Annotated in this window: 19 protein-coding genes; 12 read left to right on the top strand and 7 right to left on the bottom strand. The window is 71.0% G+C overall.

Annotated features, from left to right (window positions below; translation table 11 throughout):
• The first annotated feature begins 21 nt into the window (after positions 1 to 21).
• The 6 genes from Voc01_RS02710 to Voc01_RS02685 all read left to right on the top strand — a co-directional run bounded on the left by Voc01_RS02710 (position 22) and on the right by Voc01_RS02685 (position 6,449).
• Positions 22 to 1,692: an ABC transporter substrate-binding protein gene (locus tag Voc01_RS02710; protein WP_203925627.1), complete on the top strand. Its 1,671-nt coding sequence runs from the start codon at positions 22 to 24 to the stop codon at positions 1,690 to 1,692.
• A gap of 88 nt (positions 1,693 to 1,780) precedes the next feature.
• Positions 1,781 to 2,785: an ABC transporter permease gene (locus Voc01_RS02705; protein WP_203925626.1), complete on the top strand. Its 1,005-nt coding sequence runs from the start codon at positions 1,781 to 1,783 to the stop codon at positions 2,783 to 2,785.
• Entirely contained in the window at positions 2,782 to 3,747 is a 966-nt protein-coding gene (locus tag Voc01_RS02700; RefSeq protein WP_203925625.1) for an ABC transporter permease, read from the top strand. The genes Voc01_RS02705 and Voc01_RS02700 overlap by 4 nt, the downstream gene beginning before the upstream one ends.
• Positions 3,748 to 3,757: 10 nt before the next feature.
• On the top strand, positions 3,758 to 4,747 hold the full coding sequence (locus tag Voc01_RS02695; protein WP_203925624.1) for an ABC transporter ATP-binding protein: 990 nt from the start codon (positions 3,758 to 3,760) through the stop codon (positions 4,745 to 4,747).
• A gap of 53 nt (positions 4,748 to 4,800) precedes the next feature.
• A complete protein-coding gene (locus Voc01_RS02690) occupies positions 4,801 to 5,898 on the top strand; it encodes an ABC transporter ATP-binding protein (protein ID WP_203925680.1) in 1,098 nt (365 codons plus the stop codon).
• An 83-nt stretch (positions 5,899 to 5,981) separates the two neighbouring features.
• Positions 5,982 to 6,449 (top strand): hypothetical protein, encoded by a 468-nt coding sequence (locus Voc01_RS02685; RefSeq protein WP_203925623.1) that lies wholly within the window; start codon positions 5,982 to 5,984, stop codon positions 6,447 to 6,449.
• Between the two features lie 581 nt (positions 6,450 to 7,030).
• Here Voc01_RS02685 and Voc01_RS02680 read toward each other — a convergent pair.
• Positions 7,031 to 7,867 carry a L,D-transpeptidase family protein gene (locus tag Voc01_RS02680; protein ID WP_203925622.1) on the bottom strand — a complete coding sequence of 279 codons (837 nt, stop codon included), beginning with the start codon at positions 7,865 to 7,867 and terminating at the stop codon, positions 7,031 to 7,033.
• Between the two features lie 71 nt (positions 7,868 to 7,938).
• Here Voc01_RS02680 and Voc01_RS02675 point away from each other — a divergent pair, with 71 nt between their 5' ends.
• Genes Voc01_RS02675 through Voc01_RS02660 form a run of 4 tightly spaced genes read left to right on the top strand, consistent with a single transcriptional unit; the run spans position 7,939 to position 11,893 of the window.
• On the top strand, positions 7,939 to 9,579 hold the full coding sequence (locus tag Voc01_RS02675; protein ID WP_203925621.1) for a DNA repair helicase XPB: 1,641 nt from the start codon (positions 7,939 to 7,941) through the stop codon (positions 9,577 to 9,579).
• Positions 9,557 to 10,597 (top strand): sensor histidine kinase, encoded by a 1,041-nt coding sequence (locus tag Voc01_RS02670; protein ID WP_203925620.1) that lies wholly within the window; start codon positions 9,557 to 9,559, stop codon positions 10,595 to 10,597. Before Voc01_RS02675 ends, Voc01_RS02670 begins: the two co-directional genes overlap by 23 nt.
• On the top strand, positions 10,594 to 11,274 hold the full coding sequence (locus Voc01_RS02665) for a response regulator (RefSeq protein ID WP_203925619.1): 681 nt from the start codon (positions 10,594 to 10,596) through the stop codon (positions 11,272 to 11,274). The genes Voc01_RS02670 and Voc01_RS02665 overlap by 4 nt, the downstream gene beginning before the upstream one ends.
• A 52-nt stretch (positions 11,275 to 11,326) precedes the next feature.
• Positions 11,327 to 11,893: a hypothetical protein gene (locus tag Voc01_RS02660; protein WP_203925618.1), complete on the top strand. Its 567-nt coding sequence runs from the start codon at positions 11,327 to 11,329 to the stop codon at positions 11,891 to 11,893.
• Here Voc01_RS02660 and Voc01_RS02655 read toward each other — a convergent pair.
• From Voc01_RS02655 to Voc01_RS02645, 3 genes are all read right to left on the bottom strand, one after another.
• On the bottom strand, positions 11,850 to 12,899 hold the full coding sequence (locus Voc01_RS02655) for a DUF5925 domain-containing protein (RefSeq protein ID WP_203925617.1): 1,050 nt from the start codon (positions 12,897 to 12,899) through the stop codon (positions 11,850 to 11,852). The genes Voc01_RS02660 and Voc01_RS02655 overlap by 44 nt on opposite strands.
• Positions 12,900 to 13,002: 103 nt before the next feature.
• Complete coding sequence (locus Voc01_RS02650) at positions 13,003 to 14,058, bottom strand: aspartate-semialdehyde dehydrogenase (RefSeq protein ID WP_203925616.1); 1,056 nt, start codon at positions 14,056 to 14,058, stop codon at positions 13,003 to 13,005.
• Positions 14,055 to 15,320 (bottom strand): aspartate kinase, encoded by a 1,266-nt coding sequence (locus tag Voc01_RS02645; protein WP_203925615.1) that lies wholly within the window; start codon positions 15,318 to 15,320, stop codon positions 14,055 to 14,057. The genes Voc01_RS02650 and Voc01_RS02645 overlap by 4 nt, the downstream gene beginning before the upstream one ends.
• 196 nt (positions 15,321 to 15,516) lie before the next feature.
• On the opposite strand from Voc01_RS02645, the gene Voc01_RS02640 reads away from it, so the two are divergent.
• Entirely contained in the window at positions 15,517 to 16,254 is a 738-nt protein-coding gene (locus Voc01_RS02640) for a hypothetical protein (RefSeq protein ID WP_203925614.1), read from the top strand.
• A 188-nt stretch (positions 16,255 to 16,442) separates the two neighbouring features.
• On the top strand, positions 16,443 to 18,173 hold the full coding sequence (gene leuA / locus Voc01_RS02635) for a 2-isopropylmalate synthase (RefSeq protein ID WP_239159892.1): 1,731 nt from the start codon (positions 16,443 to 16,445) through the stop codon (positions 18,171 to 18,173).
• Here the strand turns inward: leuA and Voc01_RS02630 are convergent.
• The 3 genes from Voc01_RS02630 to Voc01_RS02620 form a co-directional block, all read right to left on the bottom strand.
• Positions 18,154 to 18,393: a hypothetical protein gene (locus Voc01_RS02630; RefSeq protein WP_203925612.1), complete on the bottom strand. Its 240-nt coding sequence runs from the start codon at positions 18,391 to 18,393 to the stop codon at positions 18,154 to 18,156. The two genes, leuA and Voc01_RS02630, sit on opposite strands and share 20 nt — an antisense overlap.
• Positions 18,387 to 19,034: an HNH endonuclease family protein gene (locus Voc01_RS02625; protein ID WP_239159891.1), complete on the bottom strand. Its 648-nt coding sequence runs from the start codon at positions 19,032 to 19,034 to the stop codon at positions 18,387 to 18,389. Before Voc01_RS02625 ends, Voc01_RS02630 begins: the two co-directional genes overlap by 7 nt.
• Positions 19,035 to 19,101: 67 nt before the next feature.
• Positions 19,102 to 21,420, bottom strand: a complete 2,319-nt coding sequence (locus Voc01_RS02620; RefSeq protein WP_203925611.1) for a helicase-associated domain-containing protein — start codon at positions 21,418 to 21,420, stop codon at positions 19,102 to 19,104.
• Positions 21,421 to 21,897 lie beyond the last annotated feature (477 nt).

Below are 21,897 nucleotides of genomic sequence, written 5' to 3'. Positions count from 1 at the left end.
GAATAGCAGAGGTGAAACTCGATGCGTGCACGAAGACTGCGGGCGGGGATCGCGGTCGCGGCGGCCGTAACCCTCGTCCTCGCGGGGTGCGCCGAAAGCGACCGCGAGGACGATGGCAGCAGCAGCTCCAGCGACAAGACGCTCGTTTTCGGCGTGGCGGGCGACGCCAAGGCTCTCGACCCGGCCCTGACGAGCGACGGTGAGTCGTTCCGGGTGACCCGGCAGATCTACGAGACGCTGGTGCGGCCGGAAGAGGGCGGCGCCAAGATCGTGCCTGGCCTGGCGGAGAGCTTCGAGCCGGACTCGTCCGGTCTGAAGTGGACCTTCAAGCTCCGCAAGAACATCAAGTTCCAGGATGGCGAGGCGTTCAACGCCGCCGCGGTCTGCTACAACTTCGACCGCTGGTACAAGTCGACCGGTCTCATGCAGAACCCCGACGTCACCTACTACTGGCAGACGATCATGGGTGGCTACGAGAAGAACGAGAGCGCCGACCTCACCACGAGCCTCTTCAAGTCGTGCACCGCGCAGGGTGACGACACCGCGGTCATCGAGACGACGAAGGTCACGAGCAAGTTCCCGTCGGCGCTCGCGCTGCCGGCGTTCTCCATCTCCAGCCCGAAGGCGCTGCAGCAGTACAACGCCAACCAGATCACCGGTTCGGCCGACGACATCAAGTACCCGCCGTACGCGATGGAGCACCCGACCGGCACCGGCCCGTTCAAGTTCGTCAAGTGGGACACCGCGAACAAGACGGTCACGCTGGAGCGCAACGAGAACTACTGGGGCGACAAGGCGAAGATCAAGACCCTGATCTTCAAGACGATCTCGGACCTCAACGCCCGCAAGCAGGCGCTGCGCAACAACGAGATCCAGGGCTACGACCTGGTGGCTCCGGCCGACGTGGCCGCGCTGAAGAGCGAGGGCTTCAACGTCCTGACCCGCCCGGCGTTCAACATCCTGTACCTGGCGATCAACCAGAACGGCCCGCAGAAGGGCGCGCTGGCGAACGTCAAGGTCCGCCAGGCGATCACCCACGCGATCAACCGTGAGGCGCTGGTCAAGGCGAAGTACCCGGAGGGCTCCACCGCGGCGACGCAGTTCATGCCGCCGGGCCTCGAGGGCTACAACGAGAACGTCACCAAGTACGAGTACAGCGTCGACAAGGCGAAGCAGCTGCTCGCCGAGGCCGGCGTGCCGAACCTGACGCTGAAGTTCTGGTACCCCACCGAGGTCACCCGGCCGTACATGCCGGACCCCAAGGGCATCCAGGAGCTGATCACCGCCGACCTGCAGAAGGTGGGCATCACGGTGCAGCTGGTTCCGGCCAAGTGGAGCCCGGACTACCTCAACGGCGTGCAGGCGACCACCGACCACGACATCCACCTGCTCGGGTGGACCGGTGACTACGGCGACGCCTACAACTTCCTGGGTACGTTCTTCGACCACGCCACCCAGGAGTGGGGCTTCAACAACCCGGCGCTGTTCGAGGCATTCGCCGCGGCCGACAAGGAAGCCGACGCCCAGAAGCGGTTCGGGATGTACAAGGACCTGAACAAGCAGATCTCGGACTTCGTTCCGGGTGTTCCGGTCGCGCACGGTCCGCCGTCGCTGGTGATGGCGAAGAACGTCACGGGCGTCAAGCCGAGTCCGCTGACGGACGAGCGGTTCGTCGGAGCCGAAGTCAAGTAGGCAACACCACATATAGGTCTTGGGCTGTCGTCCCTCGGGACGGCAGCCCAAGTTCCGCGAATGCCCCGGTTCCCAGTGAGTAGGTGACATGTTCCGCTTCATCGTCCGGCGGCTGTTGCAGCTGATACCGACGTTGTTCGGGTTGTCGCTGCTGCTGTTCCTGTGGCTGCACCGGCTGCCCGGGGGCCCGGAGACGGCGATCCTCGGCGAACGCGGCACTCCCGAGCTGCGCGCCAGGATCCGGCACGACATGGGTCTCGACCAGCCGCTGTGGGTGCAGTACGGCCGGTTCATGAAGCGTCTGCTCACCGGCGACCTGGGCACGTCGATCGCGACGAAGCGGCCGGTGACCACCGAGTTCCTCGAGCGGTTCCCGGGCACGATCGAGCTCACGATCGTCGCGCTGATCTTCGCGATCGGGTTGGGCATCCCGCTCGGCTACCTCGCCGCCCGGCGCCGCGGATCATGGCTCGACAGCGTCACCGTCGGCGTGGGCCTGCTCGGCATCTGCACGCCGGTGTTCTTCCTCGGCTACATCTTCAAGCAGGTGTTCGCCGTCAACCTCGGCTGGTTCCCGACCACCGGCCGGCAGGACGTCACGATCGACGCCACGCGCGTCACCGGGTTCTTCGTGCTCGACGGTCTCCTGACCCGTGAATGGGACGCCTCCGTCGACGCCCTCATGCATCTGATCCTGCCCGCCCTGACGCTCGCGTCGATCCCGCTCGCGGTGATCGTGCGGATCACCCGGGCCAGTGTCCTGGAGGTGCTGCAGGAGGACTTCGTGCGCACCGCCGAGGCCAAGGGCCTCACCCGCAAGGTGGTCCGGGGCCGGCACATCATGCGCAACGCGATGCTGCCGGTCGCGACCACGATCGGACTTCTCACCGGCAGCCTGCTCTCCGGCGCCGTGCTCACCGAGACGGTATTCGCGTTCAGCGGCATCGGCTCGTTCATCGTGGAGGCGATCGACCGGCGCGACTATCCGGTGCTCATGGGCTTCATCATGCTGATCGCGGTGGTGTACGTCCTGATCAACCTCATAGTCGACGTCTCGTACACGATCATCGACCCGAGAGTGAGGGTGCGATGACCCTGGTAGGCCGCAAGAAGGAGCGCATCGACCGGCTCAGCGAGCTCGCCGGCGCGCCCGAGGAGCAGGGCCGCAGCCTGTGGCAGGAGGCGCTGCGTCGGGTGCGCCGCAACCCGGCCGCGCTCATCGGCGCCGGGATCCTGCTGCTGTTCGTGCTCATCGCGCTGATCGGCCCGTTCTTCGTTCCGTACAGCCCCACCGACCCGATCGGCATCGCCAACGGCGAGGTGTCCAGCGGGCGTGGCGTGATCCCCGGCCCGTCGGCCGAGCACTGGCTCGGCTACGACCACCAGGGCCGCGACGAGTTCAGCCGGATGATCGTCGGCGCCCGGCAGACGCTCTGGGTCGGCGTGGTCGCGACGATCTTCGGTCTCGTGGTCGGATCGCTCATCGGCGGGTTGGCCGGCGCGTCGTTCGCCCTCGGCGGCAAGTGGGGCAAGCGGCTCGACGGCTTCCTCATGCGGGTCGTCGACATCTTCCTGGCGCTGCCGAGCCTGCTGCTCGCGGTCACCATCGCGGCGATCCTCGGCCCGAGCCTGCTCACCGTGATGATCGCGGTCGGCACGATCTCGGTGCCGATCTTCGCCCGGCTGCTGCGCGGGTCGATGATCGCGCAGGCGAACAGCGACTACGTGCTCGCGTCGACGGCGCTGGGTGTGAAGCGCAACAAGATCGCCATCTCGCACCTGATGCCGAACTCGCTGGCGCCGGTGCTCGTCCAGGGCACGCTGACCCTGGCGACGGCGATCATCGAGGCGGCGGCGCTGTCGTTCCTCGGCCTCGGCAACCCCGACTCGGCCGCGCCCGAATGGGGCGTGATGCTCGCCGACGCCCAGCCGTACCTCGACATCCGCATCGGCCTGGCCCTGTATCCCGCCTTCGGCATCATCATCACCGCTCTCGGCTTCACGCTCCTCGGCGAGGCGATGCGTGAGGCGCTCGACCCCAAGCTGCGAAAGTGAGGCAGTCCGCGTGGCGTTGTTGGAGGTGAGCGACCTGTCGGTCGTGTTCGCCCGCAAGGGCGAGCGGCCGGTGAACGCGGTCGACGGAGTGTCGTTCTCGATCGACGCCGGTGAGGTGGTCGGTCTGGTGGGCGAGTCGGGATGCGGCAAGAGCGTCACGTCACTCGCGATCATGGGGCTGCTACCGCCGCGCGGCGTGCGGATCGGTGGCCGGGCCGAGTTCGACGGCATGAACCTGCTGGAGCTCGACCAGACCAGCCTGCGCGACATCCGCGGCCGTGACGTCGCGATGATCTTCCAGGACCCGTTGTCGTCGCTGAACCCGGTGGTTCCGATCGGGGTCCAGGTCACCGAGGTGCTCGAACGGCACCGCGGCATGAAGGGCGAACTGGCGCGCCGGGAGGCCGCTTCGCTTCTGGACCGCGTGGGCATCCCCGACCCGAACCGGCGGCTCAAGGAGTACCCCCACCAGCTCTCCGGCGGGATGCGCCAGCGCGCCCTGATCGCGATGGCGGTGGCGTGCGCGCCGCGGCTCCTGATCGCCGACGAGCCCACCACCGCTCTCGACGTCACCATTCAGGCGCAGATCCTCGAACTGCTCAAAGAGCTTGTCCGGGACTCGGGGACAGCGCTTCTGATGATCACGCACGACCTCGGCGTGGTGGCGGGCATGTGCGAGACGATCAACGTCCTCTACGCCGGCCGGGTGGTCGAGACCGCGCCCCGCCGGGTGCTGTTCCGCGAGCACAAGCACCCGTACACGGTGGGGCTGCTCGGCTCGATCCCGCGGCTCGACTCGCCCCGCGGCGAGCGGCTGACCCCGATCACCGGCTCGATGCGCGACGTGCTGCCGTGGTCGGAGGGGTGCGCGTTCACGCCGCGCTGCTTCAACGCGGTCGACGCGTGTGTCGGCGAACCGCCGGCGCTGCTCCACGAGACGTCGACGCACGCGTTCCGGTGCGTCAACCCGGTCCGCGAGCGGGAGGTGGCAGCGAAGTGACCTCGCTCTCGAAGGACGCCTCCGACGACGCCCCGACGACCCCTGAGACCCCGCTGGTGGAGGTCAAGGACCTCAAGGTGCACTTCCCGATCACGCGCGGCGTGATCTTCGACAGGGTGGTCGGCTTCGTCAAGGCCGTCGACGGCGTCGACCTGTCCATTCCCCGCGGCAAGACCTACGGGCTGGTCGGCGAGTCCGGCTGCGGCAAGTCGACGCTGGGCCGGGCGCTGCTGCAGCTGACCCCGTCGACCGGCGGCACCGTCACGTTCGACGGGACGCAGATCACCGGGATCGGCCCGGTCAAGCTCCGCGCGATGCGGCGTCGGATGCAGATGATCTTCCAGGATCCGCTGTCGAGCCTCGACCCGCGCCAGAACGTCGAGTCGATCCTGATCGAAGGGCTCGCCGCGCACGGGATCGGAAAGGGCCGCGACGACCGTCGGCAGCGCGTCGCCGAGACGCTCGACGCCGTGGGCCTGCCCCGCTGGGCGCTGTCGCGGTATCCGCACGAGTTCTCCGGTGGACAGCGGCAGCGCATCGGCATCGCCCGGGCGCTGGTGCTCGGTCCCGACCTGATCGTGGCCGACGAGCCCGTCTCGGCGCTGGACGTGTCGATCCAGGCCCAGGTCATCAACCTGCTGGAGGACCTGCAGGACCAGCTGAACCTCACCTACCTGGTGATCGCCCACGACCTGGCCGTCGTGCGGCATATCGCCGACGTGGTGGGCGTGATGTACCTGGGTGCGCTGGTCGAGGAGGCGTCGAGCGACGAGCTGTACGCCGAGCCGCTGCACCCGTACACCCGGGCGCTGATGTCGGCTGTGCCGGTGCCGGATCCCGACGTCGAAGACCAGCGGGAACGCATCCTGCTGGCCGGCGACCTGCCCTCGCCGGCGAACCCGCCGAAGGGCTGCCGCTTCCACACCCGCTGCCCGTGGGCCCAGCCCACCAGGTGCGCCGACGAGCGTCCGGCGCTGCGTGCGATCGGCGACGTCGGTACCCACCGGGTCGCGTGCCACTGGGCGGAGGACATCCGCAGCGGCGTGCTGAAGCCCCACGAGGTACGCGCCGACGTGGTCAGGCCGGCCGGCGACGACGAGATCGTGATGCCGGACAAACTGGACCTGTCGAACTTCGACCCGCACATGTAGCCACATTCATAAGCTCAGCACAGCCTCCCGACAGGTTCGCACCGGATAGTCCAGTGCGGATCACCTGTTGGGAGGCATTCACCATGACCCGTTCCATCCGCCGCAAGGTCACGTTCGCCGGTCTCGGCGTCGCCGGTGCCGGTGCGCTGCTGGCGTTCGCGCTGGCCGGCCCGAACGCGGCTCTCGCCGATCCGTCGCCGTCCGGCTCGGCCTCTCCGTCGGCCTCGTCGTCCGCGGACGCAGGCAAGCCCGGCCGCGGCCAGGCCGACCGAGAGGCCCGTCAGAACGAGCTGGCCGAGAAGCTCGCCAAGGAACTGGGCGTCGACCAGGCCAAGGTCAAGGCCGCGCTGGAGAAGATCCAGACGGAGGAGCAGGCCGCCAACAAGGCCGACCGGCTGGCGGCCCTGAAGACCCGCCTCGACCAGGCCGTCAAGGACGGCAAGCTGACCCAGGCCGAAGCCGACGCGATCTACAAGGCCGCCGAGAACGGCACCCTGCCGGGTGGCGGCGGCGGTCCCGGCTTCGGCGGCCCCCACCGCGGCGGCCGCTGACCCCGTAGCGCTCCGTGGACTCCCGCACCCGCCCGGCCGCGTACGGGAGTCCACGACCGCGCAAGGCCCACCCGACCGGCCGCGTGCCGGGCTGGCCGCGTGTCGGGCTGGCCGCGTGTCGGGCTGGCCGCGTGTCGGGCTGGCCGCGTGTCGGGCTGGCCGCGTGCCGGGCTGGCCGCGTGCCGGGCCGGCCACGCGCCGGGCCGGCCACGCGCCGGGCTGCTCGCGCGCCCGACCCCCTTCGCGTCGATCTTGCAGTTGTGGCCGCCCTTACGCCCGTATATCGAGTGGTTTGTCAGGGGCCATACCTGCAAGATCGACGCGAAGGGGCAGGGCGGGCGGCGCGACGGGGTCGGGCGGGCGACGCGAAGGGGCGGGCGGGCGGCGCGGGGTGTCGGGCGGGCACCGTGGACCGGGGTCGGGCGGGTGCCGCTGCGGGAGAGCCTGGCGGCGAGGTAGGAGGCGGCTCCGGGGTGGGCCGGTGGAATGAGGGGTCACGGCAGGGGTTCGGACACCAGGGATTCACGGCCGTAGCGGGCCACACGTTCGGGGTGGCCGGGCGTCAGGGGGCGCGGGCGGGGTCAGGTGCCGGCGCGGCGGCCGAAGGTGTGGACGGTGGAGTTGTACTGGAGGAGGTTCCACAGTTCCTTGGCGTCGGACCTCAAGAGGTTGACGCAACCGTGGGAGCCGTTGCCCATGTTGTGCAGGTATGTGGTGGTCTCGTGGAAGCCCTGGCCGGCGGTGAAGTGCTGCCAGTACGGGAGCCACACCTTGTACGGGATCGACCACTCCTTCAGGGTGCGCTCGTTGATTGTGTACCGGCCGACCCTGGTGGCGTAGCCCTTGTAGCCGGTGCGGACGACCGTCGGACCCCAGGCGACCGTGCCGTCGGACCTGATCACCCAGGTGGTCTGGAGGGTCAGGTTGACGCAGGCGGTCAGGCCGCTGGCGGCCGGCTGGCACTTCGCGCGCTCGGCCGGGGTCAGGCTGGCGGCGATCCGCCTTGCCACGTCGGACGTGGTGGGACCGGCGCGGCCGTTGGACGGGCTGATACCGAAGCGCTTCTGGAACGCCACGATCGTCGCGCAGTCGGCCGGGGTCTGCTGGCCGTCGACCACCACGGGCCCGTACTTGCCGATCGCGGCGAGCGAGACCTCGACCTCGCGCTGCTTTTCGCCCACCGGACAGCCGGCCGCGGGCTTCGTGGAAGCGGACGACGCGGCCACCACCACCGGGGGAGCAGATGAAGGAGGCGGCGCGCCAGAGGGCGAAGCTGTGGTTGCCACGGACGCGGCGGTGGGCGTCTCATACGACATGACACGGCCCTGCGGGGCGCCGCCGGGCCCGGCCACGGCGTAGGCCGCGCCTCCGGACAGAACGGCCGCCGCGACGGCGGCGGCGATCAACCAACGACGCATCGACGCACCTCCTCACCCGTTAGGACGTGTGACACCCCGTACAAGGTTCCGCGGTGCGGCACACTTGTCCGGTGAACGACGGCCCCCTGATCGTGCAGTCCGACAAGTCCCTGTTCCTCGAGGTGAACCACCCGGACGCGCTCGCCTGCCGGATGGCGATCGCGCCGTTCGCCGAGTTGGAGCGGTCGCCCGAGCACGTGCACATGTACCGGCTGACCCCGCTCGGGCTGTGGAACGCACGTGCGGCCGGCCACGATGCAGAGAGCGTAGTCGATGCGCTGCTGCGGTTTTCGAAGTATCCGGTGCCGCATTCCCTGCTGGTCGACGTCGCGGAGACGATGGACCGGTACGGCCGGCTGCAGCTCGTCAAGCACCCCACGCACGGGCTCGCGCTCCGCGGGCTCGACAAGGCCGTGCTGGTCGAGGTCGCCAAGAACAAGAAGCTCGCCGGCATGCTCGGCGACCGGGTCGAGGACGACCTGATCGCGGTGCATCCGTCCGAGCGCGGACGGCTCAAGCAGGCGCTGCTCAAGGTCGGCTGGCCCGCCGAGGACCTGGCCGGCTACGTCGACGGCGAGAAGCACCCGATCGAACTGGCCCAGGACGGCTGGACGCTGCGCACCTACCAGCAGGAGGCGGTCGACGGCTTCTGGGCCGGCGGCAGCGGGGTCGTGGTGCTGCCCTGCGGCGCCGGGAAGACGCTGGTCGGCGCCGCGGCGATGGGTGTGGCGAAAGCGACGACGCTCATCCTCGTGACCAACACCGTCGCCGGCCGGCAGTGGAAGCGCGAACTCGTCGCCCGCACGAGCCTCACCGAGGACGAGATCGGCGAGTACTCCGGCGAGCGCAAGGAGATCCGTCCGGTCACGATCGCCACGTACCAGGTGCTCACCACGCGGCGCAACGGCGTGTTCACCCACCTCGACCTGTTCGGCGCCCGCGACTGGGGCCTGATCATCTACGACGAGGTGCACCTGCTCCCGGCGCCGATCTTCCGGTTCACCGCCGATCTCCAGGCCCGCCGCCGGCTCGGCCTCACCGCCACGCTGGTGCGTGAGGACGGGCGTGAGGGCGACGTGTTCTCGCTCATCGGACCGAAGCGGTACGACGCGCCCTGGAAGGACATCGAGTCGCAGGGCTGGATCGCGCCGGCCGAGTGCATCGAGGTGCGCGTCACGCTCAGCGAGGAGGAGCGGATGGCGATCGCGGTGACCGAGCAGGAGGAGAAGTACCGGGCCGCGGCCACGGTGCCGTCGAAGCTGCCGGTGGTGAAGGCGCTCGTCGAGAAGCACCCCGGCGAGCAGATCCTGGTGATCGGCGCGTACCTCGACCAGCTGCACGAGATCGGCGAGTTCCTCGACGCGCCGATCGTGCAGGGGTCGACGACGAACAAGGAGCGGGAGCGCCTGTTCGACGCGTTCCGCACCGGCGAACTGAAGACCCTGGTGATCTCGCGGGTCGGCAACTTCTCGATCGACCTGCCCGAGGCGGCCGTGGCGATCCAGGTGTCGGGGACGTTCGGCTCGCGGCAGGAGGAGGCGCAGCGGCTCGGCCGGGTGCTGCGGCCGAAGGCCGACGGACGCCAGGCGCACTTCTACACCGTCGTCTCGCGCGACACGATCGACGCCGACTACGCGGCGCACCGCCAGCGGTTCCTCGCCGAACAGGGCTACGCGTACACGATCGTCGATGCTGACGACGTCCTCAGCTAGGCGCGACGTCGCGATCACCCTCGCGGTGGCCGTGCCGATGTCGGTGCCGTTCTTCACGTCACCGCCCGGCCACGTCACGGTGTGGGGCTGCCTGTTCAACGTCGGCGCGGTGGTGCCGCTGATCTGGCGGCGCCGGTGGCCGTTCGGCGTCGCGGTGACCGTGGCGCTGTTCGCCACGCTCGTGTCGCTGCACCACCGGCCGGGACAGATGCTGCAGTACAGCGCGCTGGTGGCGATCTACACCGTGGCCGACCTCGGCAAGCGGTGGCAGCGGCTGGCGTTCCTGTGGGCGATCATCCTGACGTTCCCGCCGGCGTCGCTGATCCTCAAGAAGAACGACGCGGCCGAGTTCATGTTCACGGTCGGGCTGCCGCTGGCGGCGTACCTGCTCGGGACGCTGGCGCGGTCGAACCGGTCGCGCGCGCTCGCCGACGCGTCGCGCGCGGCCGCCGAGGAGCGCAACCGCATCGCGCGTGACATGCACGACGTGCTCGCACACGCGGTGAGCGTCATGATCGTGCAGGCCGAGGCGGGCGCGGCGGTGGTGGGTCGCGATCCGGCCGCGGCCACCCGCGCGTTCGACACCATCGCCGACACGGGGCGGTTGGCCGAGGTCCAGCTGTCCGGCGTTCTGGGGGTGTTGAAAGGGGACCCGCCTCCCACGGCCGGGGCGATCCCGTCCCTGGTCGACCGGGTGCGGCGGGCGGGCCTGGCGGTCGACCTGCGGGTCTCCGGTGCCGCCCGGGCGCTGCCGGTCGACGCCGACGTCGCGGCGTTCCGGATCGTGCAGGAGGCACTGACGAACTCGTTGAAGCACGCGTCGGGACCGGCGTCGGTGTCGCTGGACTGGGGCGACGACCTGGCGATCACGGTGACCTCTCGGGGACTCAGCCCAGGGTCCGGCACCGGCCGGGGGCTCATCGGGATCCGGGAGCGCGCCGCCGCCTGCGGTGGCCGCGCCAACGCCGGTCCGACCCCGGACGGGTTCCGGGTGCACGCCAGGCTGCCGATCCCGTGACCATCCGCGTGGTGCTGGCCGACGACCAGGAGCTGGTGCGCAGCGGGTTCGCCATGATCCTCGGCGCGCAGCCCGACATCGCCGTCGTGGGCGAGGCCGCCGACGGTCTCGCCGCGGTCGCGTTGGTGCGCGAGCACCGTCCGGACGTCGCGCTGCTCGACGTCCGGATGCCCGAACTGGACGGACTGGCCGCCGCCCGCGTCATCTGCGCCGAGACCGACTGCCGGGTCGTCATGCTCACCACCTACGACCGCGACGACTACCTCTACGACGCGCTGTACGCGGGCGCCAGCGGCTTCCTGCTGAAGAGCGTGCGGCGCGACGACCTGGTGCACGCCGTACGCGTGGTCGCGGCCGGCTCGTCGCTGCTCGCTCCCACGGCGACGCGGCGGGTCATCGACGAGCTCGTGCGCTCGCGGCCCCGCGGTGGGCCCCCGGAGCGGCTCGACGGGCTGACCGCCCGCGAACGCGACGTGCTGCGGCTGCTCGGGCGGGGGCTGTCGAACGCGGAGATCGCCGCCGCGTTGGTGGTGAGCGAGCACACCGTCAAGACCCACGTGAGCAACGTGCTGGGGAAACTGCATCTCCGGGACCGGGTGCAGGCGGTCATCGCCGCGTACGAGACCGGTCTCGTGGTACCACGCGAGGTCCCCCGCGAGGGGGAGAAGATCAACTAAGGTCGCTCCCGCGCCGGATCCGCTTCCGGCCTGGCCGCCCGACGATTCCCCCATGAGACTCGCGTACCTCGGCGGGCCGCTGCTGGTGACGGCCTACGGCCTCACCCGGCTGCTCGACGGCATCGACGGCAGCAAGGGACCCGGACCCGCCTGGACCGTCGGGCACCTGTTCTTCCTCGGCGCGCTGGTGCTGCTGGCGGTCGCCATGGTGGGCCTCCGCGCCGAGCGCCGGACCTGGCTGACCACCGTGGCGACGGTCGGCGGCGTGTTCGGAGCGGTGGCGATGGCCCGGGTGGTGGCCGTCGACATCCTCGTCGCCCGGGGGGCCGCCGACCGGGCCGAGATGGACCGTAACTACGCGACGTACGAGTTCCCCGGTAGCGACGTGCTCGACGAGGCCGGCGGGATCCTGTTCCCGCTCGGCCTCGTCGTGCTGCTGGTCGTGCTGGCGGCCGGCGGGCGCCTGCCGTGGTGGAGCCCGGTGGTCGCGCTCGCCGGGTTCGGCACGATCCTGGCCACGCTCGACCTGCTGCCGGTCGCCGGCCTGCTCCTGCTCGCGGCCCTGGCGCCGATGGTTACAGGTACTGCCCGCTCACCGGTCGCGGTGCCTCGGCGGTGACCGGCTCGGTGCCGTCATGCAGCGCGTACAGCTCGGCCAGCGTGGCGCCCTCGGGCTGCACGCCGTCGGTGCGGCCCAGCCACTCCGTCGCCTGCGCGTAGGGCAGGGCGCCCAGCTCGATGCGGGCCAGGCAGCGGCCCGGCCGCACGACCGCCGGGTGCAGCCGCGACACGTCCTCGTTGGTGGTGATCGCCACGAGCACGTCGCGGCCCTGTCCGAGCATGCCGTCGGTGAGGTTGAGCAGCCGCGACAGGGCCTGCCCGGACGCGTGCCGGGCCCCGCCGCCGATCAGCTCGTCGCAGTCCTCCAGCAGGAGCAGGCGCCAGCGGCGGTCGTCGACGTCCTCGCCGACGGCGACCTCGACCAGGTAGCCGGGGTCGGAGAACAGCCGCTCCGGGTCGAGGACGACCTCGACCTGGCACCATGAGCGCCAGCGCGCGGCGAGGGTGCGCAGCGCGGTGGTCTTCCCGGTGCCCGGAGGCCCGTAGAGCAGCAGGAGCCGGCCCTTGATCTCGTCGGCGGTGAGGTCCATCAACCGGTCGAGCGCGGTGGCGGCTTCGTCGGCGTAGTTGGGCCGCACCGCCTTCCACGGCTGGGCGGTGATGAACCGCTCGCGGCGGGTGTAGCCCTCGTTGAAGTGCCAGAAGCCGATCTTCACCGCGTCGTCCTTGGGCGGCTCCGGAAGCTCGGCGTCGCGGGTGGCGTCCTTGAGGACGGCCTTCGCCAGGTCGGCGGTGGCGGCGGTGACCGTCAGCTCGGCGGTGCTGGCGCGCCAGCGCGAGACGCGCAGCGTCCAGCCGTCGCCGGTGTAGAGCCACACGGTGCGCCGGCCCCACGTGGCCATGCGGACCAGGTTCGCGCCCTCGGGGCACAGCGGCGCCTTCGGCTTGGGACGCGACAGGTGCCGGTGCCGCGCGTACGGCTGGGTGCCCCGGGTGAACTCGTCGAGGAAGAGCAGGTCGATGACGCTGACCGGCGAGTCGGTGCCGTCAATGTTCCGCGACATCGGGGGAACGGCAGGCCTCAGAGCCGCTTCCCTACGAGCGGTGAGATCCAGGATGGTCACACGCACCAGGATGGGGTGATCACCCGCCGTGGTGCGACCGGTTTTAGCTGAGCTCCTCGGCCAGCAGTTCCGCGATCTGCGCGGTGTTCAGCGCGGCGCCCTTGCGTAGGTTGTCGCCGGTCACGAAGAAGTCGAGCGCGCGCGGGTCGTCGAGCGACCGGCGGATGCGGCCGACCCACGACGGGTCGGTGCCCACCGCGTCGATCGGCATCGGGAACTCGGCGTTCGCCGGGTCGTCGACCAGGATGACCCCCGGAGCGCCCCGCAGCACTTCACGGGCGCCCTCGGCGTCGACCTCGGTGCCGAACACGGCGTGCACGGCCACCGAGTGCCCGGTGATCACGGGCACGCGCACGCACGTCGCCGAGACCTTCAGGTCGGGCAGGCCGAGGATCTTGCGGGTCTCGTTGCGCAGCTTCAGCTCCTCCGACGACCACCCGGCATCGCGCAGGCCGCCCGCCCACGGCACCACGTTGAGCGCCATCGGCGCCGGGAACGGGCCGAGGTCGTCGCCGACCGCGCGACGGACGTTCCCGCTGCGCGAGCCGAGGTCGCGGTCGCCCGTGACCCGGCCGAGCTGGTCGAGCAGCGTGTCGACGCCGGCCTTGCCGGTGCCCGACACCGACTGGTAGCTGGCGAGGACCAGCTCACGCAGCCCGTACTCGTAGTGCAGCGGCGCGATCGCCACGATCATGGCGACCGTGGTGCAGTTGGCGCTGGCGATGATGCCACGCGGCCGGTTGCGCACCTGCTCGGGGTTGATCTCGGGCACCACGAGCGGCACGTCGCGGTCGAGCCGGAACGCGGTGGAGTTGTCGACGGCCACGGCGCCGTGCTTGACCGCGATCGGCGCCCAGTCGGCCGCGACCTCGTCGGGCACATCGAACATCGCCACGTCGACGCCGTCGAACACGCCCGGGCTGAGCTCCTGGACGGTCAGTTCCTCGCCGCGCACCACGCACCGGCGTCCCGCCGACCGCCGCGACGCGACCAGCCGCACGTCACCCCAGACATTGCGCCGTGACGACAGCAGGTCGCAGAGGACCGTGCCGACCGCGCCCGTCGCCCCAACCACGGCGAGCGACGGCAGGGTGGTCACCGCCCTGTTCCCGCGTAGACGACCGCTTCCTCGTCACCGCCCAGGTCGAACGCGTCGTGCACCGCGCGCACGGCGGCGTCGAGATCGGTGTCGCGGCAGATCACCGAAACCCGGATCTCCGAGGTGGAGATCATCTCGATGTTGAGGCCGGCGGCGCCGAGCGCGGCGAAGAACTTTGCCGCGACACCGGGGTGCGACCGCATGCCGGCGCCGATCAGGGACACCTTGCCGATGTGGTCGTCGTACAGCAGCGTCTTGAACTTGATGTCCTCGCGGATCTTGTTGAGCGCGGCCATCGCGTTGGGGCCATCGTCCTTCGGCAGCGTGAAGGAGATGTCGGTGGCGCCGGTGCCCTCGGTCGACACGTTCTGCACGATCATGTCGATGTTGACCTCGGCGTTGGCGACGGTGCCGAAGATCTGCGCCGCGATGCCCGGCTCGTCGGGAACGCCGACGATCGTGATCTTCGCTTCGCTGCGGTCGTGCGCGACCCCGGTAATGAGTGCCTGCTCCAACGGAAGATCCTCCATCGCTCCGGTGACGATCGTGCCCTCTTTGTTGGTGTACGACGAACGCACGTGGATCGGCAACGAGAACCGCCGGGCGTACTCGACGCATCGAAGCATGAGGACCTTCGCCCCGCACGCCGCGAGCTCCAACATCTCCTCGTAGGTCACGTTCTTGATGTGCCGCGCGTTCGGCACGATGCGCGGGTCGGCGGTGAAAACGCCGTCGACGTCGGTGTAGATCTCGCAGACGTCGGCGTGCAGCGCGGCCGCCAACGCCACGGCCGTGGTGTCGGAGCCGCCGCGTCCGAGCGTGGTGATGTCCTTGGTGTCCTGCGCGACGCCCTGGAACCCGGCGACGATCGCGATGGCGCCCTCGTCGAGCGCGTTGCGCAGCCGACCCGGCGTGACGTCGATGATCCGCGCCTTGCCGTGCACCGACGTGGTGATCACGCCGGCCTGCGAGCCGGTGTAGGACCGGGCCTCGTAGCCGAGGTTGTGGATCGCGATCGCCAGCAGCGCCATCGAGATGCGTTCACCGCTCGTGAGCAGCATGTCGAGCTCGCGACCGGGCGGCACCGGGCTCACTTGCGAGGCGAGGTCGAGCAGCTCGTCGGTGGTGTCGCCCATCGCCGACACGACGACGACCACCTCGTGGCCGGCCTTCCGCGCGGTGACGATCCGCTCGGCGACCCGCTTGATGCGTTCGGCGTCAGCAACGGAAGACCCGCCGTACTTCTGCACGATGAGCGCCATGTCACCTCACTAGATATCGCTGACCGTCCCGGAGCGCGGCACCGAGCGTACCGGCGGTCGGGACGAGCAGGGAGTGGCGGTCCCACGATCCGACCCGCTCGTGCCCGACAATTGCCGGGTGAACGCCCGTCTCGTCCGGTTTGGCGCGTGGTTTCTCGCGTCGCGTGCGCGGTTTCCCGTGAAAACTGTGCCCGTCGTGGCGCTCATCACGGCCTTTGGCCTGGCCGGCTGCGGTTCCGATGGGGCGCCGCCGCCCGATCCCGACGCCTCGCAGGCGTCGGCGGTCGCCGCCGCGGTCGGGCCGCGCGGCGACCTCACCCGCCGCGTCGCCGCGTCGAAGGACCGCCGTTTCACGGCGGCGTACACGTGGACCGGCGCAGGCGCGCAACGCACGGTGACCGTGACGCTGGCGGCCGACGGGACGTGGCGGGTCGACGTGCCCGGGGGTGCGCAGAGCGGCCGGACGAGCGTGTCGATGGTCGGGCGCGCCGAGGGCGTCTACCAGTGCTCGGCGGGTGGCGGCTGCGTCCGGGTGGCCCGGGCGGCGGGCACCGTCCCGGCGGCCGTCGACCCGAAGGTCCACCACCCGTTCACCGACTGGGCGGCCGCGCTGGCCGACCCGAACTCGGCCCTGTCGGTCGCCAACGCCCAGGCGCTGCCGGGAGTCTCGGGCGCCTGCTTCTCGGTGGAGCCGACCACGGTGTCGATCGCGCCGCCGATCGAGCCCGGCATCTTCTGCTACGGCGACGACGGCATGCCGACCGGCTTCAAGACGAAGTTCGGCACGCTGACGCTGGCCGGCGCGCCCGGTCCGGCACCGCCGACCGCCGACCTGGCCGGCCCGGTGTCGAACGGGACGCCGCTCAACACGTCGGCGCCGCCGGTGCCGTCGAACACCGGTCGCCCGTCGGCGTCATCCTCTCGTCGCGGTTGAAGATCTGTTGTGGATCACGTAGCGTCCTACGGGTCATGTGGACGGCGCTACTCCTTCTTGGCTGCCGCGACGAGGCCCCATCCGGCCGGCACCTCGTCGCGGAGTAGGCGCCTGCTGTCGCTCGGCGCTCGCCGGTCAATCTCCTGATTTGCCTTCCTAGCCGTTGGAGTTTGACCACCATGACCGATATGTCGGCAGCCACCGCAGATCCCATCGCCCGGCAGAACGCCAGCCGGATGCCCGTCCATCGTTACGCCGCGTACGCGGCGCCCTATTCCGTATCCCTGCCCGACCGGCAATGGCCGTCGCGCACGATCGGAAAAGCGCCGCGCTGGTGCGCGGTCGACCTGCGTGACGGCAACCAGGCCCTGATCGACCCGATGTCGGTCGAACGCAAGCGGCGGATGTTCCAGTTGCTGGTGCAGATGGGCTACAAGGAGATCGAGGTCGGCTTCCCGAGCGCGAGCCAGACCGACTTCGACTTCGTCCGCACGCTGATCGAGCACGACATGATCCCCGATGACGTGACGATCCAGGTCCTCACGCAGTGCCGCGACCACCTGATCGAGCGGACGTTCGAGTCGCTGCGCGGGGCCAAGCGGGCGATCGTCCACTTCTACAACTCGACCTCGACGCTGCAGCGCCGGGTCGTGTTCGGCCTGGACAAGGACGGCATCACCGACATCGCGACGAGCGCCGCGCGGCTGTGCCTGAAGAACGCCTCGGCGATCACCCCGGACACCGAGATCTTCTACGAGTACTCGCCCGAGTCGTACACCGGCACGGAGCTGGAGTACGCGCTGGAGGTCTGCTCGGCGGTGATCGACGTGATCGACCCGACGCCCGACCGGCCCCTGATCATCAACCTGCCGGCGACCGTCGAGATGGCCACGCCGAACGTGTACGCCGACTCGATCGAGTGGATGCACCGCAACCTGCCGCGGCGCCAGTCGGTGATCCTGAGCCTGCACCCGCACAACGACCGGGGGACGGCCGTGGCCGCCGCCGAGCTGGGCATGCTGGCCGGCGCCGACCGGGTCGAGGGGTGCCTGTTCGGCAACGGCGAGCGCACCGGCAACGTCGACCTGGTGACGCTGGGCCTGAACCTGTTCAGCCAGGGCGTCGATCCGCAGATCGACTTCAGCGACATCGACGAGATCAAGCGGACCGTCGAGTACTGCAACCAGCTGCCGGTGCATGAGCGCCACCCGTACGCCGGCGACCTGGTGTACACCGCGTTCTCCGGTTCGCATCAGGACGCGATCAAGAAGGGCTTCGAGTTCCTGGCGAAGGATGCCGACGCCGCGGGCGTCGAGGTCGACGACTTCGCGTGGGGCGTGCCGTACCTGCCGATCGACCCGCGCGACGTGGGCCGGTCGTACGAGGCCGTGATCCGCGTGAACTCGCAGAGCGGCAAGGGCGGCGTCGCCTACATCATGAAGTCCGAGCACCACCTCGACCTGCCGCGCCGTCTGCAGATCGAGTTCTCCGGCGTCGTACAGCGGCACACCGACGACGAGGGCGGCGAGGTCGCTCCCGGACGCATGTGGGACATCTTCGCCGGCGAGTACCTCACCGAGCGGCGCCTGGCGCTGCGCGGGTACACCGCCTCGACGGGCGCGGCCGGCGTGTCGCTCGCGGTCGACGTCACCGTCGACGGCGTGGAGCGGTCGCTGACCGGCATCGGCAACGGCCCGATCGACGCGTTCGTGAACGCGCTGTCCACGGTGGACGTCGACGTGCGGGTGCTCGACTACGCCGAGCACGCCCTGACCTCGGGTGAGAACGCGCGGGCCGCGGCCTACGTGGAGTGCTCGGTCGGCGGCGGCGACGCCCGCTGGGGCGTGGGCGTCGACGAGAACATCGTGACCGCGTCGCTGCGCGCGATCGCCAGCGCGGTCAACCGTCAGGTCGGTTGAGCAGCGCCACGGCCAGGGTGTGCAGGGCGTCGAGCGCGTCCCTGCGCGCCCTGGTCGTGGCACCGGTGACGGTGTACCACTCCTCGGCGTCCTTGTACCGCACCTTCAGCACGTAGGAGCCGTCGACGACGTCGCTGCGCAAGGTGAGGTCGCCGGTGACGACGCCCACCTCGTCGGTCATGACGCCGCCCGGTCCGGCGACGATGTCGGCGGTCAGCATGAGCCCAGCATGTCCTGCAGGGCCGACTTCTCGCGCTCGGTGATGGTGAGCGCGTAGAAGCTCTTCACCGCGATCCACCGGCGGGCGTACTCGCACCAGTAGTCCCTCTGCGGCGGCTTCCACTGCGACGGGTCCTGGTCGCCCTTCGACCGGTTCGACGCGGCCGACACCGCCATCAGCTGCGGACGCGTGAGGTCGTTGGCGAACTCGGTGCGCTGCTCCTCGGTCCACTTGCCGGCGCCGGACCGCCACGCGTTCGCCAGCGGCACCATGTGGTCGATGTCGACGTCCTGCGGATCGGTGAACGACTTGCCGTCGTAGACGCTCTTCCACGTCCCCTTTGTGATCTTGCAGGTGGCGGTGGCCTCGACCCCGGTGCCGTCGCGCTTGAGCACGGTGTCGCGAACGTCGCAGTTCTCGTCGACGCGGCGCCAGTGCGGGAACTTCTCGCGCGAGTAGCCGCTCATCGACTTCGACGAGGCGACGGTGAGCGCGGCCAGCTGGGCGTTGACGTCGCCCGGCGGCGGTGCCGCGTTGCCGGCGGGACCCCCGCCACTGCTGCCGGCACCGGGCTGCTCCCCGTCGATCGGCGTACACCCGGCAACCAGAACCAAAGCGAGAACACCGACCACGAGACGCACAAGCCCACAATGACCGATACATCGACCATTGGCTACTCAACGCGCCGTCGAGGGTCGATCTTGGACCTCACGTCGAGGTGGCCAGCTCCGCGGCGGTGATCCGGTACAGGGCCAGCGTGTGCAGGGTCTCGGTGCGCTCGTCCTCGGCCCGCAGGTAACCGGCGGCCATCGACACCGGACGGACCAGCCGGCTCGTCGGGGAGCCGTGGGCGTCGACGTACCCGACCCAGACCAGTGACCTGTCGCGCAGCGCCTGCTGCAGAACCTGCATCGCCGTGGCGTGGGCGCCGTTGCCGGCAGCGCCGGTGCCCGGGGCGGTACGCACGCTCTCGGGTGCCCGGCGCAGCGCCCGGGCCGCCGCGTCGCCGCGCCGGATCTGCTCGACCACCCCGGCCAGCTGCGCCGGCCGGAGCTCCGGCATCGCCAGCGGGTCGTCGCGTCGCGCCGGCGGGACGGGGCGGCCGGGCGCCCGCCGCGAGCGGGGGCGGGACAGCACCGCCGCACCCGTGGCGTCCTCGCGGACCGGGGCGTAGCCCGCGGCCCGGAGGACGTCGAGCAGCCGGCCGGGTGCGGCCGGGGTCACCAGCACCGTGGAGGCGAGCCGGCGGAACCCGAGCGTCGCCAGCCGCTTGTCGGCGTGGACCTCGGTCACCAGTGCCTCGTCCTCGCTGCGCAGGTAGGCGCCGGCCGTGCCGGCACGCAGGCCGCCGTGCTTGCGGGCGACGTCGTCGATCAGGTAGGTGAGCGCCTGCGGCACCGCGGTGCTCGACCGGCGCTTGAACAGCGTGTGCAGGTCGCTGGCCGAGTAGCCGGTGTCGAGGGCGCGCCGCACGGACGCCGGCGTCACCCGCAGCATCGACGCCGACTCGGCGTCGGCGACCAGGGCCAGCTCCGCGGCGAGCGTCGGCTCGGCGGGACCGGGGACGATCACCGACAGGTCGCCCTGCAGCACCACGGTGTCGACGGGTGCGGGCAGCAGCGCGGCCAGCGCCGCCGCCGCGTCGGGGACCGGCCGGTCGCCGCGCACGCCGAGCGGGTCGTCGGAGTCGAGCGGACCGTCGAGCTCGCGCAGCAGGGCGCGCGCGTAGCCGGTCAGCGCGCCCAGGCCGGTGAGACCGAGCGTGGCGGCCTCGGCCAGCACCGTCTCGGCCGGCACCGCGCGGCTGCGGGTGGTGCGACGGGGCGCCTGCCAGGCCAGGATCTCGGCGACGTCGTCGACCTTCGGCGCGGCGTTCTTCGGCAGCCCGGCCAGCACGTCGAGCACCGCCCGGCGGCCCGCCGGCGCGCCCAGCCGTTCGGCCTCCGCGGACAGGGCGGCGATGGGACGGTCGCGGTCGTCGCGCTGGCCGACCAGCGCCGCACTGCGTGGCATCGTCAGCCAGGCGGCGGCCAGGGTGCGCCAGCGCTGCGCCAGCGGCGAGACCTGCCAGCCGTCGTAGGCGGCCGTCGGCAGGAACCCGGCGTCGTCGTCGCCGAGCAGGCCGGCCGCGTACGCGACCTCGAGCAGCAGCGCCGCGTCGGCCTCGCTGACCCCGGCCACGCGGGCGACCCGCTTCAGGTCGCGGACCCCGAACCCGCCCGCCCGCAGTACCGCGGCCGGCTCGGCCGACAGCGCCTCCAGCACCGCCTCCGCCCACCGCACGACCTCCAGCGCCTGTCCGGCACCGGCCCGGTCGGCGCCCGAAGCACGCCGCGGCGACACGACGGGCGGCACCGGGTGCAGCCGGCCGAGCGGACCGGCGTCGCGACGCAGCAGCAGCGCCACCTCCCGGGGCAGCTCCACGGTGTCGTCGTTGATCTGCACCAGGAGGTGGTGGTCGAGCAGCCACCGGATGGGCGAGTCGGCGGCCAGCGGTGGCACGATCACGCCGAGCGGCGGCCCGTCGGTGAGCCGGTCGAGCGCGGCCCGCGCCGGCTGCGGCGCGCTCAGCAGCGTGCGGCGCAGCCCGGCCGGATCGGCGGCCAGCGCCGCGGCCGACGGGTCGAGGTCGGCGGCCGGGCGCCCGAGCCCGGCCGGGTACGGGCTGACCTCGGTGACAGCGGGCACCACCGCGAGGTCGTGGTCGGGGCCGTAGACCAGCGCGCGGTCGCACAGCGCCGCCAGCGCCGGCCTGGTGACGGCCGGCTCGGCGCCGCACTGCGACGCGATCGCGAGCACCGCCTCCACCGACACCGGGGCGGGCAGGAACCGCACCGCGTCGAGGACCTCCAACGTGAACCGGTCGAGCGAGTCGAGCGCACGCGCGACCGACAGCCGTGACTGTGCCCGCACGGCCAGCGCCGTCAGGTCGCCCGGTACCGGAACCACCAGGTCAGGGCGCAGCCTGACGAGCGCGGCCAGTCGCTCGTCACTGAGCCCGCGTAAATGATCAGTTAGCGTCGCCATCTCGACCTTCCAAGGTACCGCTGGCGCCGATCGCGGATGATGTTCGCGTGAACCCATTCGGCCCTGGTGGCGATCCGCACCAGCAACCCCCTCACAATCCCCAGCAGCCGAACCCTTTCCAGCAGAACCCGTTCCAGCAGAACCCGTTCCAACCGAACCCGTTCCCACCGGGTCCGTATCCGCCCGGGCCGGATCCGAACCAGCAGGACCCCCGCCGGCAGAACCCCCGGCGGCAACCTCCGCGTCGCGGGTGGTTCGGCCGGGCCCGGACCTGGTACGACCGGTACAGCAACGCCCGCGACATCCGCAACCAGACGCGCCCGCGCCGCTCGAACGACAGCGGCGACGGTGGCGGCGAAGGCCCCTTCGGCGGCGGTGGAGGCAGCGGCGGCGGCCATGGCGGCGGTAGCGGCGGCGGCCATGGCGGCGGTAGCGGCGGCGGCCATGGCGGCGGTAGCGGCGGCGGCCATGGCGGCG

Source organism: Virgisporangium ochraceum, assembly GCF_016863655.1.
GTDB classification, from domain to species: Bacteria; Actinomycetota; Actinomycetes; order Mycobacteriales; family Micromonosporaceae; genus Virgisporangium; species Virgisporangium ochraceum.
The sequence above is the reverse complement of the archived record's forward strand: the minus strand, read 5'-3'. Positions and strand labels throughout refer to the sequence as shown.